Source organism: Gilliamella sp. B2889 (assembly GCF_026536885.1).
GTDB lineage: Bacteria > Pseudomonadota > Gammaproteobacteria > Enterobacterales > Orbaceae > Gilliamella > Gilliamella apicola_E.
The window spans coordinates 1-15,406 of record NZ_JAFNNF010000008.1; the positions used below are offsets into that span (position 1 = coordinate 1).

Annotated in this window: 16 protein-coding genes; 14 read left to right on the plus strand and 2 right to left on the minus strand. The window is 34.4% G+C overall.

Going from position 1 to position 15,406, the window contains the following annotated elements:
- Positions 1-174 precede the first annotated feature (174 nt).
- The 11 genes from J3U09_RS10285 to gltP all read left to right on the plus strand — a co-directional run bounded on the left by J3U09_RS10285 (position 175) and on the right by gltP (position 12,368).
- Positions 175-735 carry a YgjV family protein gene (locus J3U09_RS10285; RefSeq protein WP_065561971.1) on the plus strand — a complete coding sequence of 187 codons (561 nt, stop codon included), beginning with the start codon at positions 175-177 and terminating at the stop codon, positions 733-735.
- 98 nt (positions 736-833) lie between these two features.
- Entirely contained in the window at positions 834-1,406 is a 573-nt protein-coding gene (gene rppH, locus J3U09_RS10290; protein WP_065735008.1) for an RNA pyrophosphohydrolase, read from the plus strand.
- Positions 1,403-2,272, plus strand: coding sequence for a prolipoprotein diacylglyceryl transferase (lgt, locus tag J3U09_RS10295; protein WP_065735009.1), 870 nt, complete (start codon positions 1,403-1,405; stop codon positions 2,270-2,272). Before rppH ends, lgt begins: the two co-directional genes overlap by 4 nt.
- Positions 2,269-3,063 (plus strand): thymidylate synthase, encoded by a 795-nt coding sequence (gene thyA / locus J3U09_RS10300; RefSeq protein ID WP_065735010.1) that lies wholly within the window; start codon positions 2,269-2,271, stop codon positions 3,061-3,063. The genes lgt and thyA overlap by 4 nt, the downstream gene beginning before the upstream one ends.
- A 239-nt stretch (positions 3,064-3,302) precedes the next feature.
- Complete coding sequence (gene lpxL, locus J3U09_RS10305) at positions 3,303-4,247, plus strand: LpxL/LpxP family Kdo(2)-lipid IV(A) lauroyl/palmitoleoyl acyltransferase (protein WP_065735011.1); 945 nt, start codon at positions 3,303-3,305, stop codon at positions 4,245-4,247.
- 38 nt (positions 4,248-4,285) lie between these two features.
- Entirely contained in the window at positions 4,286-5,368 is a 1,083-nt protein-coding gene (gene rlmM, locus J3U09_RS10310; protein WP_267358151.1) for a 23S rRNA (cytidine(2498)-2'-O)-methyltransferase RlmM, read from the plus strand.
- A gap of 20 nt (positions 5,369-5,388) precedes the next feature.
- A complete protein-coding gene (locus J3U09_RS10315; RefSeq protein ID WP_267358152.1) occupies positions 5,389-7,242 on the plus strand; it encodes a penicillin-binding protein activator in 1,854 nt (617 codons plus the stop codon).
- Complete coding sequence (locus J3U09_RS10320) at positions 7,205-7,579, plus strand: YraN family protein (protein ID WP_267358153.1); 375 nt, start codon at positions 7,205-7,207, stop codon at positions 7,577-7,579. The genes J3U09_RS10315 and J3U09_RS10320 overlap by 38 nt, the downstream gene beginning before the upstream one ends.
- Positions 7,580-7,596: 17 nt before the next feature.
- Positions 7,597-8,175 (plus strand): SIS domain-containing protein, encoded by a 579-nt coding sequence (locus J3U09_RS10325; protein WP_065561979.1) that lies wholly within the window; start codon positions 7,597-7,599, stop codon positions 8,173-8,175.
- Positions 8,176-8,272: 97 nt separating this feature from the next.
- Positions 8,273-10,966, plus strand: coding sequence for a DNA topoisomerase (ATP-hydrolyzing) subunit A (gene gyrA, locus J3U09_RS10330; protein WP_065561980.1), 2,694 nt, complete (start codon positions 8,273-8,275; stop codon positions 10,964-10,966).
- Between the two features lie 91 nt (positions 10,967-11,057).
- Positions 11,058-12,368 (plus strand): glutamate/aspartate:proton symporter GltP, encoded by a 1,311-nt coding sequence (gene gltP / locus J3U09_RS10335; RefSeq protein WP_176713972.1) that lies wholly within the window; start codon positions 11,058-11,060, stop codon positions 12,366-12,368.
- A 122-nt stretch (positions 12,369-12,490) separates the two neighbouring features.
- Here the strand turns inward: gltP and rpmG are convergent, their stop codons facing one another.
- Both rpmG and rpmB read right to left on the minus strand, forming a co-directional pair.
- Positions 12,491-12,658 carry a 50S ribosomal protein L33 gene (gene rpmG, locus J3U09_RS10340; protein WP_034884348.1) on the minus strand — a complete coding sequence of 56 codons (168 nt, stop codon included), beginning with the start codon at positions 12,656-12,658 and terminating at the stop codon, positions 12,491-12,493.
- Positions 12,659-12,673: 15 nt separating this feature from the next.
- Positions 12,674-12,910: a 50S ribosomal protein L28 gene (gene rpmB, locus J3U09_RS10345; RefSeq protein ID WP_025314527.1), complete on the minus strand. Its 237-nt coding sequence runs from the start codon at positions 12,908-12,910 to the stop codon at positions 12,674-12,676.
- 382 nt (positions 12,911-13,292) lie between these two features.
- Here rpmB and aroE point away from each other — a divergent pair, with 382 nt between their 5' ends.
- The 3 genes from aroE to aroL all read left to right on the plus strand — a co-directional run bounded on the left by aroE (position 13,293) and on the right by aroL (position 15,327).
- On the plus strand, positions 13,293-14,123 hold the full coding sequence (gene aroE, locus J3U09_RS10350; RefSeq protein ID WP_267358154.1) for a shikimate dehydrogenase: 831 nt from the start codon (positions 13,293-13,295) through the stop codon (positions 14,121-14,123).
- A 133-nt stretch (positions 14,124-14,256) separates the two neighbouring features.
- Positions 14,257-14,610, plus strand: coding sequence for a DUF1870 family protein (locus tag J3U09_RS10355; protein WP_065561983.1), 354 nt, complete (start codon positions 14,257-14,259; stop codon positions 14,608-14,610).
- A 201-nt stretch (positions 14,611-14,811) separates the two neighbouring features.
- On the plus strand, positions 14,812-15,327 hold the full coding sequence (aroL, locus tag J3U09_RS10360) for a shikimate kinase AroL (RefSeq protein ID WP_267358155.1): 516 nt from the start codon (positions 14,812-14,814) through the stop codon (positions 15,325-15,327).
- Positions 15,328-15,406: the final 79 nt, after the last annotated feature.

The following is a 15,406-nucleotide window of genomic DNA, read 5'->3' on the forward strand; positions in this document are numbered from 1 at the left end:
GCCGTAGTGCCGATGGTAGTGTGGGTATTACCCATGTGAGAGTAGGGTGCCGCCAGACTTTTAAATTAGAGCGAAAGCCCAGCAGTAATGCTGGGCTTTTTTGCATTCTACAATTAGTAAAAGTATATTCATGAATCATTTATTATTCAGATCCATTTGTCTAAGGAGTAAACAGTGGATAATCTAAACTTTTTATATCAATTTTTTGGTTCAGATTTTATTGAAAAATACACAACAGTTCCTCAACTAATTGGTATATTAGGTTATCTTGTCGGTGTTAGTGCCTTTTTGCAACGTAATGATAATGCGTTCCGATGGCAATTAACGATTGTTAACGTCATTATGACGCTGCATTTTTATTTATTAGGTCCTGAATCCTATCCTGCTGCTATACTCAATATTGTAAATATTTTTAGGAATGTGACTTCTACTTATACTAAGAATTTTTTAGCAATGTTTTTCTTTATTGCATTGATGTGGATATTTTATTTTTTTACAACGCCGGATTGGAAGCAATTCATTAATTATTTCTCGGTTATTGGAACGACATTAGTAACCATTGCACTATTTCGATTTGAACAACAAAAGATGCGATTACTTATATTATTGAGTAGTGCTTTATGGATCATTTATAGTTTATGGATAGGCTCTTTAGGAAGCCTAGCGATAGAGATTACATTTGCGCTAATTAATATTATTACTATTATTAAATTATCCCAAAAATCTCGCATATAATATTAGATTTAGACGATTAATATCATTTTCCTATTTATTTATTAGTGTATGTATGAAACAATTCAGCTATATAAAAAAATAAATTTTTGAGGTAGTCAGTGATCGATAATGATGGCTACCGTCCAAATGTAGGAATCGTTATTTGTAACAGGTATGGTCAAGTACTTTGGGCTCGACGTTATGGGCAAAACTCTTGGCAATTTCCTCAGGGCGGAATAAAACTAAACGAAACACCTGAACAAGCAATGTTTCGTGAACTTAATGAAGAAGTAGGATTACAACCCAAAGATGTAAGAATTTTGTCGGTTACCAATGGCTGGCTAAGGTATAAACTACCTAAACGAATGATTCGTTGGGATAATCAGCCTGTATGTATCGGCCAAAAGCAGAAGTGGTTTTTATTAGAATTAATTTCTGATACATCGGTAATAAACTTAAATATTTCACCAACGCCAGAATTTGATGATTGGAAGTGGGTAAGTTATTGGTATCCTATAAGGCAGGTTATTGCTTTTAAGCGTGATGTATATCGTAAGGCGATGAAAGAGTTTTCTTTGCCTGTTTTTACTATACAATCTGACATAGAAGATCCTATAACAAATCTTTCTAAGAAAAAACGATTTAACTTCTTTACTCATAAACGAAAAAATAAACAGCGTGTTAAAAAATGAATCAATTTTTACAATTCCCCAATTTTGATCCAATTGCTTTTTCAATCGGACCTATTTCCTTACACTGGTACGGTGCAATGTATTTATTTGGCATACTTGGCGCCTTATATTTAGCTAAGCGACGAGCAAACAAACCAAATAGTAATTGGACATCGCAACAAGTTGAAAATTTACTCTTCTGGGGATTTTTAGGTCTCTTCATTGGTGGACGATTAGGCTATATATTATTTTATAACTTTGATGCTTTTATTGATGAGCCTGCAATCTTATTTCGAGTTTGGGAAGGCGGCATGTCTTTCCATGGTGGATTGATTGGTGCAATTTGCGTTATTGCTATATTTGCTAAAAAGAACCAAAAAACATTTATGCAAGTAGCCGATTTTGTTGCACCGTTAGTTCCGATCGGTTTGATGTTTGGTCGTTTTGGTAATTTTATCAACGGTGAACTTTGGGGACGTGTAACTAACTCATCAATTGGTATGTTATTTCCGACTTCGACTCATGCCGACTTTATGTTTGTACAATCACATCCCGAATGGTTTTCTTTATATAGCCAATTAAATGGTGTTTTACCAAGACACCCATCACAACTTTATGAAATGGTATTTGAAGGTATAGTCTTATTTATTATCTTGAACCTTTTTATCCGTAAACCACGTCCAACAGGTGCTGTGTCAGGGCTATTTTTGGTTTGCTATGGAATATTCAGATTCATCATAGAGTTCTTCAGACAACCAGATGAACAGTTAGGATTATTTTTGAATTTTATTAGTATGGGGCAAATTCTCTGTCTACCAATGATTATCGGTGGAATTTTGATCCTTTTATATGCATATAGATTTAACAATAAGGTTATCTCAAAATGAAACAATATTTAGCATTAATGCAAAAAATTTTAGATGAGGGAACACCTAAATCAGATCGAACAGGGACAGGTACATTATCGATCTTTGGTCATCAAATGCGATTTAATTTGCAAGATGGCTTTCCGTTGGTAACAACAAAAAAATGTCATTTACGTTCAATTATCTATGAATTGCTTTGGTTTCTTAAAGGTGATACCAATATTAATTATTTAAAAGATAATAAAGTAACGATATGGGATGAATGGGCGGATGAAAATGGTGATCTTGGCCCAGTTTATGGTAAACAATGGCGTGCTTGGGGAGCCGCCGATGGTCGTCAGATAGATCAAATCTCTCAAGTAATTGAACAAATTAAACATGATCCTGATTCAAGACGAATGATCGTTTCTGCATGGAATGTTGGCGAACTTGATCAGATGGCATTAGCGCCATGTCATGCTTTTTTTCAGTTTTATGTTGCTCAAGGTAAACTATCGTGTCAACTCTACCAGCGTTCATGTGATGTATTTTTAGGATTACCATTTAACATTGCCAGTTATTCGTTAATCGTTCATATGATAGCTCAGCAGTGTGATTTAGAAGTCGGTGATTTTGTTTGGACTGGTGGAGACACACATCTTTATTCTAATCATATGGAACAGACCCATTTACAATTAAGTCGTGAGCCGAAACCATTGCCTAAACTGGTTATTAAACGTAAGCCACCTACAATTTTTGATTATGAGTTTGAAGATTTCGAAATTGTTGGCTATGACCCTTATCCTGCAATTAAAGCGCCAGTAGCTATTTAAAATTAAAAAAAGTTGAGGAGCGGCCTTTTTGAGCATGTTTCAATTTAACAATTACTAAAAATTATAGAATAGGGATTAATCAATTTAATCCCTAACATCTTTTTTAAAACATTATCTTTACAAAAAAATCTATTAATAAAATGATGTTCCACCATGCTTAATTATTTTATTTTTCTGCCGCTTAATTCAAGATTGGTATATAATAATTCACTTTGTTTAAATTGTTATTTAATCTTAATATGAGTCAAGAAATTCATCCTACTTTTACAAAACGGTTATTACATCCTCGTTACTGGTTAACGTGGTTTGGTATTAGTGTTTTATATCTAATCGTATTGTTGCCATATCCAATAATTTATCAAATAGGAAAAGGCTTAGGATTGCTTTCAATGAAGTTAATCGGTAAGCGTAAAGAAACCGCAAAACAGAACTTGAAACTATGTTTTCCTGAAAAAACCGATCAAGAACGCGATAAAATATTAAGAGATAATTTTATTTCAACTGGACTTGCTATATTTGAAACGGGTATGGCTTGGTTTTGGTCAGATAAAAGACTTGCTAAACACTCTTCAATTGTAGGTGATTCGCATATCACTCGCATACAACAATCTGGACAAGGTGTTCTATTAATTGGGATTCATTTTTTAACGTTAGAGCTAGGTGCACGTATTTTAGGAATGAGTCATCCTGGTGTTGGTGTTTATCGACCAAACGATAATCCGGTTATGGATTATATTCAATTAAAAGGACGTTTAAAATCCAACAAATATATGTTGGATCGCCATAATACTAAAGGCATGATTAGAGCACTAAAAAATGGTGAATTGTTATGGTATGCTCCTGATCATGATTATGGACCTAAAAATAGTGTATTTGCTCCACTTTTTGCTGTCGAAAAAGCCGCAACCACAATAGGGACTCGAATTTTAGTTAAATTAGGCCAACCAGCAATTATACCTTTCACTCCTAAACGTGAAACAAAAGGTCATTATACCGTTTATGTGACTCCTGAACTTAAGGGATATCCTATCGATGATGATGTTCAAGCAGCCACGTTTATGAATAAAGCAATTGAACAGGAAATTCTTAAAGCACCAGAACAATATATGTGGTTGCATCGACGATTTAAAACTCGTCCCAAAGGGGATGCACCTTTATATACTGATAAAGTTCAATCAGATTAATTTAACAAATTCGATTGTGAAAAACGATAAGATACGATATGCAAAAACTAAATAAAATAATTTTGTATTGCCGGCCTGGATTCGAAAAAGAATGTGCGGCAGAAATAACAGATAGGGCCGCACAAAAAGAGATATTTGGATTTGCGAAAGTTAAAGAAAATAGTGGTTATATAATATTTGAATGTTACCAAGATGGTGATGCTCAATTATTGATTAAAGAAATTTCATTTCGAACACTGATTTTTGCCAGACAAATGTTTGTTGCAGGTGATTTATTAGATAATTTACCAACAGAAGATCGTATCACTCCTATAATCGAGGCATTATCTGGTATTGTTGATAAAGCAGGTGATTTGCGTGTCGAAGTTGCTGATACGAATGAAGGTAAACAATTAGCAGGATTTTGTCGGAAATTTACAGTTCCTCTTCGACAAGCTTTACGAAATAAGCGCATCCTTTTAAAAGTTCAAAATCCATCACGGCCAGTAATTCATCTATTATTCATTAACAATAATAGTTGTTATGTAGGATATTCCTTAAGTCAAAATAATTCGCCTTTTTATATGGGAATACCAAGATTAAAATTTCCTGCTGATGCCCCAAGCCGTTCCACGTTAAAACTAGAAGAAGCTTTTCATATTTTTATTCCTTATGAAGAGTGGGATGAACGACTAAAAGGTGGTTTAAATGCAGTTGATTTAGGTGCGTGTCCTGGAGGATGGACTTATCAATTAGTCAAAAAAAGCATGATGGTATATGCTATAGATAATGGTCCGATGAATGAAAAACTTATGGAGTCAGGGCAAGTTAAACATTATCGTGAAGATGGCTTCAAATTTATACCTAAAAAGCATAATATTTATTGGCTAGTGTGTGATATGGTTGAAAAACCAGCCAAAGTAACAGAATTAATTGCCAAGTGGCTTATTAATGGTTGGTGCCGAGAGACAATTTTTAATCTCAAGTTGCCAATGAAAAAACGTTATGAAGAAGTAAAACAAAATTTACAATTACTAATAAAAGAACTAAATAATAATCAAATCAATGTACAAATTCAGGCTAAGCAGCTTTATCACGATCGTGAGGAAGTTACTGTTCATGTGCAACGAATTTGGGGATGAAAATTTATAAGAGAATGGGTATGAAATTAAAACAATCCTTTTATGCTATTGTTATGTTAGCATTATTTTCGCTTTTAATTGGCTGTAATCTCAGCTTATCGAAAAGTGGTAAATATGATGAGACTAGAGATTCCAATTATTATTTGTCGCAAGCTGAATCAAGTTCAGGAAATGCCAAAATCGATTGGCAATTGTTAGCCGTGCGGGCTTTAATAAATGAGAATAAATTGTCTCAAGCAAACAAATTATTATCTGAGCTTCCTGCGAATCTTAATGCTGAACAACAAAAAGACCAATTGTTATCTCAAGGCGAAATAGCGGTCAGAAAAGGACAGCCATTTAATATTAATCAACTATCTGCTGATAAATTAAATGATTCACAATCATATCGTTATTATTCAATAAAATTAGCTTTAGATCGCAAAGCTAGAAATATAAATGAACAAGCTCATGATTATTTATCTTTACAAAAATTTGCCCCTGAGAAACATCAAAAGCAGATATTAAATAATACTTGGAAATTCTTTAGCAAACTATCTGCAAGTCAAATAAGTCAAATTTCTGCTGCTGATAATGAAGTAATATTAAGGGGTTGGATTGATTTAAGTTATACATATAAAAGTAATAATAAAAAAGCATTAGCTCAGTCAGGTGATAGTACTGATGTTGTTGATGCAACAAATAGTAGTCAAAGTGCACAATTAAAACAAGCTATTGAAGATTGGTCATCAAGATATCCAAATCATCCAGCCCAAGAGATTGTTTCGGCGCTAGTAGGTGGCCAAAAGCTTTCTGTTGATAATGTAAATACGAAAACAGTTGCTTTATTATTACCTTTAAATGGCTCTTCTCGTATATTTGGTAATACAATTCGTCAAGGTTATGTTGATGCAGTTAAATTTTATCCACAAGAACCGCAACAAAATGTTGTTGTCTTAGATACCACATCATTGCCAATGGAAAGCTTAATTGAACAAGCTCAAGCACAAAATGTTGAATTAATTGTTGGTCCATTGTTGAAAGAAGAAGTCATTAAAATAAAACAGTTAGCACCGTCTATTCCTGTTTTAGCATTAAATAAAGTGGATGATGGTACTGTTTCCTCTAATAAGATGTGTTTCTTCGCATTATCTCCTGAAGATGAAGCAAAAGATTCGGCTGACCATATTTTTGCTCAAAATAAGCAAAAACCACTATTAATTGTTCCACAAACTGATTTAGGTAGACGAGTTGCTAAAAGTTTTGCTAAACAATGGTCACAAATTGCTAATGGTTCTCAAGCTTATGTCCAATATGTCGGTAGTATCGGTACTTTGAGGGGCAATATGAATCATAATAGTGGAATAAGTTTAACTGGCCGTCCAGTCTCTTTTGATGATGGTAGTGCTACAACATCATCAAGTTCCGCTGGTTTTGACGCGATTTATGTTTATGCATCATATGATGAATTAACGTTAATAAAACCAATGCTTGATTTGGGAGCGGGCAAAACTATTGGTAATGGGTCATCATCAGTTACGCTTTATTCTAGTTCTAAAAGCCATGTAGCAAGCGCTTCAAATGATTTTAACTATGATATGAATAAAACTGAGTATGCTGATATTCCATTGATTATTCAGTCATCTGATAGAATGTCTTCCCTTATCCCTGGCAATATTCAAAAAGATTATTCTTTAACTCGATTATACGCTATGGGTATTGATGCATGGAGACTCGCTAATCGTTTCAATCAATTGGATTCTTATCAACCTAATTTTTTAGATGGTATGACCGGTAAATTGTCAACAAGTAATCAATGCGAAGTAACGCGATCACTTTCTTGGCAAGAATATGTTTATGAAGCATCTGATCAGTCCTCACAGCAAAGCGAATAGTAAAAAAATTGGTAAGTATTATGAACAATTAGCTTGCCAATTTTTAACCAAGCAAGGACTTGTATTATTGGAACAAAATAGCCTATACCAAATTGGTGAAATTGATTTAATTATGCGAGACAAAACCTGCTTGGTCTTTATTGAAGTTAGATATCGAAAAAATGCCCATTTTGGTGAAGCTGAAATGACAATATCGTTTAATAAACAATCTAAAATTAAACAAGCTGCACAACTTTGGATGTTAGAAAATAACTTTAATATTGAAGAAACAGAGTTTAGATTTGATGTTTTTGCCATAACGGGCGAAGATCAAAAATGGATAGTTAATGCGTTTTAATGGTTAGGTGAAAAAACGTGCAAGATTTAATAAAAAATTATTTTACTGAAAGTATTCAAACTCAAATAGTGATGGCGGAATCACTAGGCTCTTCAATTGAAAAAGCAGCTAATATTATTGTTGGTGGATTACTTAATGGTAATAAAATTATGGGATGTGGTAATGGGGCTGCGGCAGCGAATGTACAAAGCTTTACTTCACGCTTAATTACAAGTCTTGACATTGAAAGGCCAAGTATTCCTGCTATTGCTTTAGTTTCGGATAATGTTTTGTTAAGTGCGATATCAAATCATGAAGAGATATATGCGCGGCAAATTCAAGCTTTAGGGCAACAAGGTGATATTTTGATTATATCCACTTGTGAAGGTAATAGTCGTTCAATTATTCGTGCCGTCCAAGAAGCTGTGATAAAAGATATGAAAATTGTTGCATTAACCGCATTTGATGGCGGTGAAGTAATCGGATTGCTTGGTCAGAATGATATTGAAATCAGAATTCCATCTTACAAAAAGGTGATGGCCTACGAAATGCACACAATGATTTTGAACTGTTTATGCCAATTAATTGAAAATACTTTGTTTATTCATACAGAATAAGTTGAAATAAAAACAGTTTAGTTCTGCATTAATAGCTATTTTTGTGCTATAATTATAAGCTATTTTAAGATTTAAATTAATAAGAGAACATGGTGTTATGACCGAACTAGCCAAAGAAATAACTCCCGTCAATATTGAAGACGAATTAAAATCCTCTTATCTTGATTATGCAATGTCTGTTATCGTCGGGCGTGCTTTGCCTGATGTACGTGACGGACTAAAACCCGTCCACAGACGAGTTTTATTTGCTATGCATGAAGCTGGATACGACTGGAATAAACCTTACCGAAAATCTGCTCGTGTTGTCGGGGATGTAATCGGTAAATATCATCCACATGGTGATTCTGCTGTTTATGACACTATCGTTCGTATGGCACAACCATTCTCATTACGTTATATGCTTGTTGATGGTCAAGGTAACTTTGGTTCTGTTGACGGCGACTCTGCTGCTGCAATGCGTTATACCGAAATTCGTATGCAAAAATTTGCAGGGGCATTGTTGACAGATCTTGACAAAGAAACCGTAGACTTTTCGCCAAACTATGATGGATCAGAAATGATCCCTGATGTTCTTCCAACTCGAATTCCTAATTTACTCATTAACGGTTCATCGGGTATTGCAGTTGGTATGGCAACTAATATTCCTCCTCATAATTTAGCTGAAGTGATTAATGGCTGCTTGGCATTCATTGAAGATGAAAATATCTCTGTCGATGGTTTAATGGAGTATATTAAAGGTCCAGATTTTCCTACCGCAGCATTAATTAATGGGCGTAAAGGTATTGAAAATGCCTATCGAACTGGTCGTGGTATCATTTATATTCGTTCTAAAGCAACGGTTGAAGTTGATGATCACACTGGTCGTGAAACGATTATTGTTAATGAAATTCCTTATCAAGTTAATAAGAAAAAATTAATCGAGAAGATTGCAGAGTTAGTCAAAGATAAAAAAATTGAAGGCATTTCAGCACTGCGCGATGAATCAGACAAAGATGGTATGCGTATTGTTATTGAGATTAAACGCGATGCCGTTGGTGAAGTTGTTCTAAATAATCTTTTTTCATTAACTCAACTACAAGTTTCTTTTGGTATTAATATGGTGGCTTTACATAAAGGCCAACCAAAACTATTAAATTTAAGAGAAATGATCGAAGCGTTTGTTCTTCACCGCCGTGAAGTGGTAACGCGTCGAACTATTTATGAACTTCGTAAAGCTCGTGAACGTGCGCATGTATTGGAAGGTTTAGCTATTGCATTAGCTAATATAGATCCTGTAATTGAATTAATCCGTGCCGCGGCTACGCCTTCGGAAGCTAAAGCTAAACTATTATCGCAAGCTTGGCAACTAGGTAATGTTGCTGCAATGCTTGAAAAAGCTGGTAATGATGCTGCTCGACCGGAAGATTTAGCGCCAGAGTTTGGTATTCGAGATGGCCATTATTATCTTTCAGAAGCTCAAGCTCAAGCTATCTTAGATCTTCGTTTACATCGATTAACCGGACTTGAACACGAAAAAATTCTTGATGAATATAAAGAGTTATTAATTCAAATTAGTGGTTTACTCCATATTCTTGCAAGCCCTGAAAGATTAATGGAAGTTATTCGTGAAGAGCTTGAAGCGGTTCGCGATCAATTCCAAGATGCAAGAAGAACAGAAATTACTGCAAGCAGCGCTGATATCAATATTGAAGATTTAATCGCTCAGGAAGATGTTGTAGTTACACTTTCTCATCAAGGTTATGTGAAATATCAACCGCTATCTGATTATGAAGCGCAACGTCGAGGTGGTAAAGGTAAATCGGCAACAAAAATTAAAGAAGAAGATTTTGTTGAGAAGTTATTAGTTGCGAATACTCACGATACTATACTTTGTTTCTCTAGCCGTGGCCGTTTATATTGGATGAAAGTGTATCAATTACCAGAAGCCAGCCGAGGTTCTCGAGGTCGTCCAATTATTAATTTATTACCGCTAGAAGCTGATGAACGCATTACAGCAATTCTACCTGTTCGTGAATTTGATGATGAACATTGTGTATTCATGGCAACAGCACAAGGTACGGTTAAGAAAACCTCTCTAATTGAATTTAGTCGTCCTCGAAGCGGTGGCATAATTGCTATTAACTTACGTGATGATGATGAACTTATTGGTGTTGATTTAACAAGTAATGAAACATCTGATATCGTTGATGATGAAGAACTAAACGATGATGTGGTTGTTGAAGAGACAGATAGTGATGATGAAGTCTCTCAAATTTCTAATACCGAAGACATTATGTTATTCTCTGCTAATGGTAAAGTGGTTCGATTCCCAGCGAATAAAGTTCGTTGCATGGGACGAACAGCGACAGGTGTTCGAGGTATTAAATTAGAAGGTGATGATAAAGTTGTATCATTAATTGTTCCTCGAGGAAATGGTGCAATCTTAACTGCAACTCAAAATGGTTATGGAAAACGTACTGAACAAGAATTATATCCAACTAAATCACGCGCTACAAAAGGGGTTATCTCTATTAAAGTGAGTGAACGAAACGGTGCAGTAGTTGGTGCAGTACAAGTTGAAGAAACTGACCAAATCATGCTTATTACTGATGCGGGTACCTTAGTACGTACTCGTGTATCTGAAGTAAGCATTGTTGGTCGAAACACTCAAGGGGTAACCTTAATTCGAACAGCCGAAAACGAAAAAGTGGTCGGATTACAACGAATTGCTGAAACGGAAGATGATGATGAATCGGAATTGTCCCAAGAGGCTTATGATAGTGATGATTCCGCTCAAGAATCCGAAGAATAATTTTTAATTATAAAAAAGGATTAGCCACACAGACTAATCCTTTTTTGTTTTCGAAAACCACGACAAGGAATAGAATTACATGTCTTTCTCTATAAAAAAAGTTGTAACTAATCTTGCTTGGCAAATTTTAATTGCCTTGGTCTTAGGTGTAGTGGCAGGTGCTTTTCTATATGAATTAGCTGATCCTAATCATGAATTACATTCATATTATCAATTTGCAATTGTTAATATTTTCCAACCAGCAGGTGATATCTTTATCCGCTTAATTAAGATGATTGTATTACCAATTATTCTTAGTACTTTAACGTTAGGTATAGCAGGCATTGGTGGTTCAAAACGTTTAGGAATGCTTGGTTTTAAAACTATTCTTTATTTTGAAATTATTACCACTATTGCCATTTTATTAGGTCTTTTTTGGGGAAATTTCTTTGCACCTGGCGCGGGAATTGATTCTTCAACGTTAGCCTCAGCAGATATTAGTAAATATACTAAAGCAGCTGAAGAACTTAGCGGTAAACCTCACGGTTTAATTGTTATGATTTTAGACATGATTCCAGCTAATATCTTTAAAGCAATGTCTGATGGTGCAGTTTTACCTGTTATCTTCTTCTGTGTCTTTTTTGGCTTAGGCTTAATGTCGCTACCGGATAAACAGCGTGATCCATTTTTATTCTTGTTAAAAGTGGTATCAGATACAATGTTTAAAGTCACTAATATGATTATGCGTTACGCACCTATTGGGGTATTTGCATTAATCACGGTAACTGTTGCCAAATATGGATTCGCTTCATTATTGCCATTACTGAAATTGATTTTAACCGTTTATTCAGCAATGATTATATTTACCTTGGTCATATTAGGTTTAGTTTGTAAATTGTGCCGATTTAATATTTTTACCTTATTAAAAATATTGAAAGAAGAACTCGTCATTGCGTTTTCAACTGCAAGCTCTGAAACAGCTTTGCCTAAGATCATTGAAAAAATGGAAGCTTATGGTGCACCGAAAGCAATCACGAGTTTTGTTATCCCTACTGGATATTCATTTAATCTTGATGGTTCAACACTATATCAAAGTATAACTGTTATTTTTCTCGCGCAATTATTTGGTATGGATTTAAGCATTCTGGATCAAATTATCATTGTTATAACATTGATGATAGCATCAAAAGGGATCGCTGGTGTACCTGGTGCTTCAATTTTAGTGTTATCAGCTACACTTGGTAGTGTTGGTATTCCAATCGAGGGTATTGGTTATATTATGGGTGTTGAGCGTATTTTAGATATGGGTAGAACAGTAGTTAATGTTGTGGGTAATGCATTGGCTGCTATCGTTATAGCCCGCTGGGAACATGCTTTTGATGATAAAAAAGCAAGAGCATATGAGCAAGAATATTTAAAATAAGACATCATTTAATTTATAAAGCTTCAGTTGAAACTGGAGCTTTTTTATTAATTTAATCTAATTATCACAATCATAGATATAAAAAAACCCAGCTAAGCTGGGTTTTTTATTTAAAAGTAAAATTATTTAATTTTAGCTTCTTTATAAACAACGTGCTGACGAACAACAGGATCGTATTTTTTGATCTCCATCTTTTCAGGCATTGTTCTTTTATTTTTGCTAGTGGTATAAAAATGACCGGTACCAGCAGAAGAAACTAATCTAATTTTCTCACGTACACCTTTAGCCATGATATGGTTTCCTTATTAGTACTTTTCACCACGGGCACGAAGTTCAGCTAAAACTGCATCAATACCCTTTTTATCGATAGTTCGCATACCTTTAGCAGATATACGTAATTTTACAAAACGTTTTTCACTCTCAACCCAAAAACGGTGAGTTTGAAGATTTGGTAGAAAACGACGTTTAGTAGCATTCATCGCATGAGAACGATTATTTCCCACTAAAGGACCTTTTCCTGTTACTTGGCATACTCGTGACATGTCAATAATTCTCCGAAATTTCTATGCTTAAGCCTTGGGCGTAATATGTTAATGGAATTAACCTCGTCAGGCTTTTAGTTTGCTGCAGTTCTATTTGAGAAGCAGTCTAACCTCTCACACTACACCCATAATAATGAGGTAGCGAAGTATACGCTTTTACAGGTAAATTCTCAAGCATTATCTTATCTAAGCTTAAAAATAAGTTTTTAATTGAAAAAGATTAGTAATTCTAAATTGATTATTATGACGAAATAATTATCTCATAATTTAGATTGTTTTTGTTCAATATAAAACGATTTAATCTTATAATAACTGTGTTTTAATACTATGGATTTTAAATTTCATCTATTAGTCTGAATTTATTTACTTTCAAGGAGATAGTATGAGTCAGTTTACGCCATATAGCATCTATGGCATTATCGGTTATCCTTTGGGGCATAGTATGAGCCCACTTATTCATACTACATCTTTCCAAGATTATGGTATTCCTGCCGTACTGGTACCTTTTCCTACACCACCAGAGGAAATTGCGACACTTTTTAAATCAGTACGATTACTAAATATCCGTGGTTTGTGCGTTACTATCCCTCACAAACAAACTATTATTCCTTATTTAGATGAAGTCACTGATCATGTTAAAAAAGCGGGTGCAGCTAATTTAGTTTATTGGGATGGCGATAAGCTTTGTGGCGATAACACCGATATTATTGGTTTTATGCAACCACTAGCGCAAAAAAAATTACCAGCTGAATATAAAAAAGTGTTAATACTTGGGGCGGGCGGTGCAGCACGTGCGGCGGTTGTTGGATTACAAGATCTTGGATATAGTGATATAACAGTTACCGATATTGTCTCTGATTTACCCGAAGCATTAGCTAAAGAATTTAATCTTAAAACGGTAGCTTGGGCAGATAGAGATAAAGTTGAAGCACAAATTATTGTCAACTCTACTCCATTAGGTATGCAAGGTAAATTTGAAGATCAAACGCCTTATGAACAAGCATGGTTTAAAGGTAAAGGCATAGCTTACGATATTGTGTACACACCATATAACACGAAGTTTAGACAAGAAGCTGAAAAAGCAGGATGGGAATCGATTTCTGGACGTGAGATGTTTATTGGTCAAGCAAATGCTCAATTTAAAATTTGGACAGGAAAAGAGCTTTCAGATAGAGCAAAACAAGCTGTGATTGATGCTTTATCTGGTAAATAAAAGCTAAAAATTAACCATCTCATTCAATTGGGATGGTGACTGAATATTTAATCTTCATCTTAAAAATTTATTAAATCGACTAAGACTGTTAAAGTGATTAATAAATTTAAAATGTGATTAAAAGGGAGTATTTATGACTAATTTAGAGTTACAAGCATTTCGCCGTTTTCTGATGCTAAAAGTATCAGAGGCAAGTGAGTATATCGGTAAAACGGACGTAAAAACTTGGCATGATTGGGAAAACGGAGTTTTACCGGTTCCTGAAAATGTCGCAACTACAATGAAAGAATTAAAAAATCTTCGTAGTGAAAAAATAAAACTGATTATCAATAGTATTAATGATCGTGTTGGAAGTAATACCATTCGATATTTCATGACATACCAAGAGTTTAAAAAAGTGAATCCTGAATTAGATGTGATTCAATGGCGATTGCATCAATCGATTGCTACTGAACTTTATTTTAGAGGTTTAGAAAAGTTGTGTTGATTGTTATGCTCAACGCTAGATTATGTTTAAAGAATGCTAGGTAAATTGCATTAAATTATTTACACTTTTTTGGATATTATTATTCATTAAATCATATGGATAATAAAATCAAATTGTAAAAAAATATTGCAAAAATAAAAATGAATCACTAGCATACATAAATAACTTATTTTAAGATCTGTATATCAAGAAGGGCCCAAAATGAAAAAAATAATTTTTTTAGTTGGCGCAAGAGCTGCTGGCAAAACAACAATGGGTAAAATGTTAGCCAAAGAGTTATCATTTTCTTTTATCGATACAGATTGTCATTTACTTGAAACCACTCAAAAAACGGTTGCTGAGATTGTAGAAAAAGAAGGTTGGGAAGGTTTTCGTGCTAGAGAAAGCCAAGTCCTTATTGATACCGCTAAGCCAAATCGCGTTATTGCAACTGGGGGCGGTATGGTATTAGCTGAAAAAAATCGACAGTTTATGAAGCAAAATGGTGTCGTCATATTTCTATCTGCGCCTGCTGAAATATTAGCAGCTCGTTTGATGAAAGATCCTAATATTGCTCAACGACCATCATTAACGGGTTTATCAATTTCTGATGAAATGGAGAAAGTTCTTGCTGAACGTTTACCTTTATATCATGATGCTGCTAATCATATTGTAGATGTTGATCAAGATGAAAATTTAATTCTAAATCAAATAATTGAGAAACTGAAAAATCATTAACTCTACTTCTTTCATTTCCTTCCATTAACTATTCGCTAAGCTATTTTTATAAAATAGTTTTATCTATTTTACGTTCTTG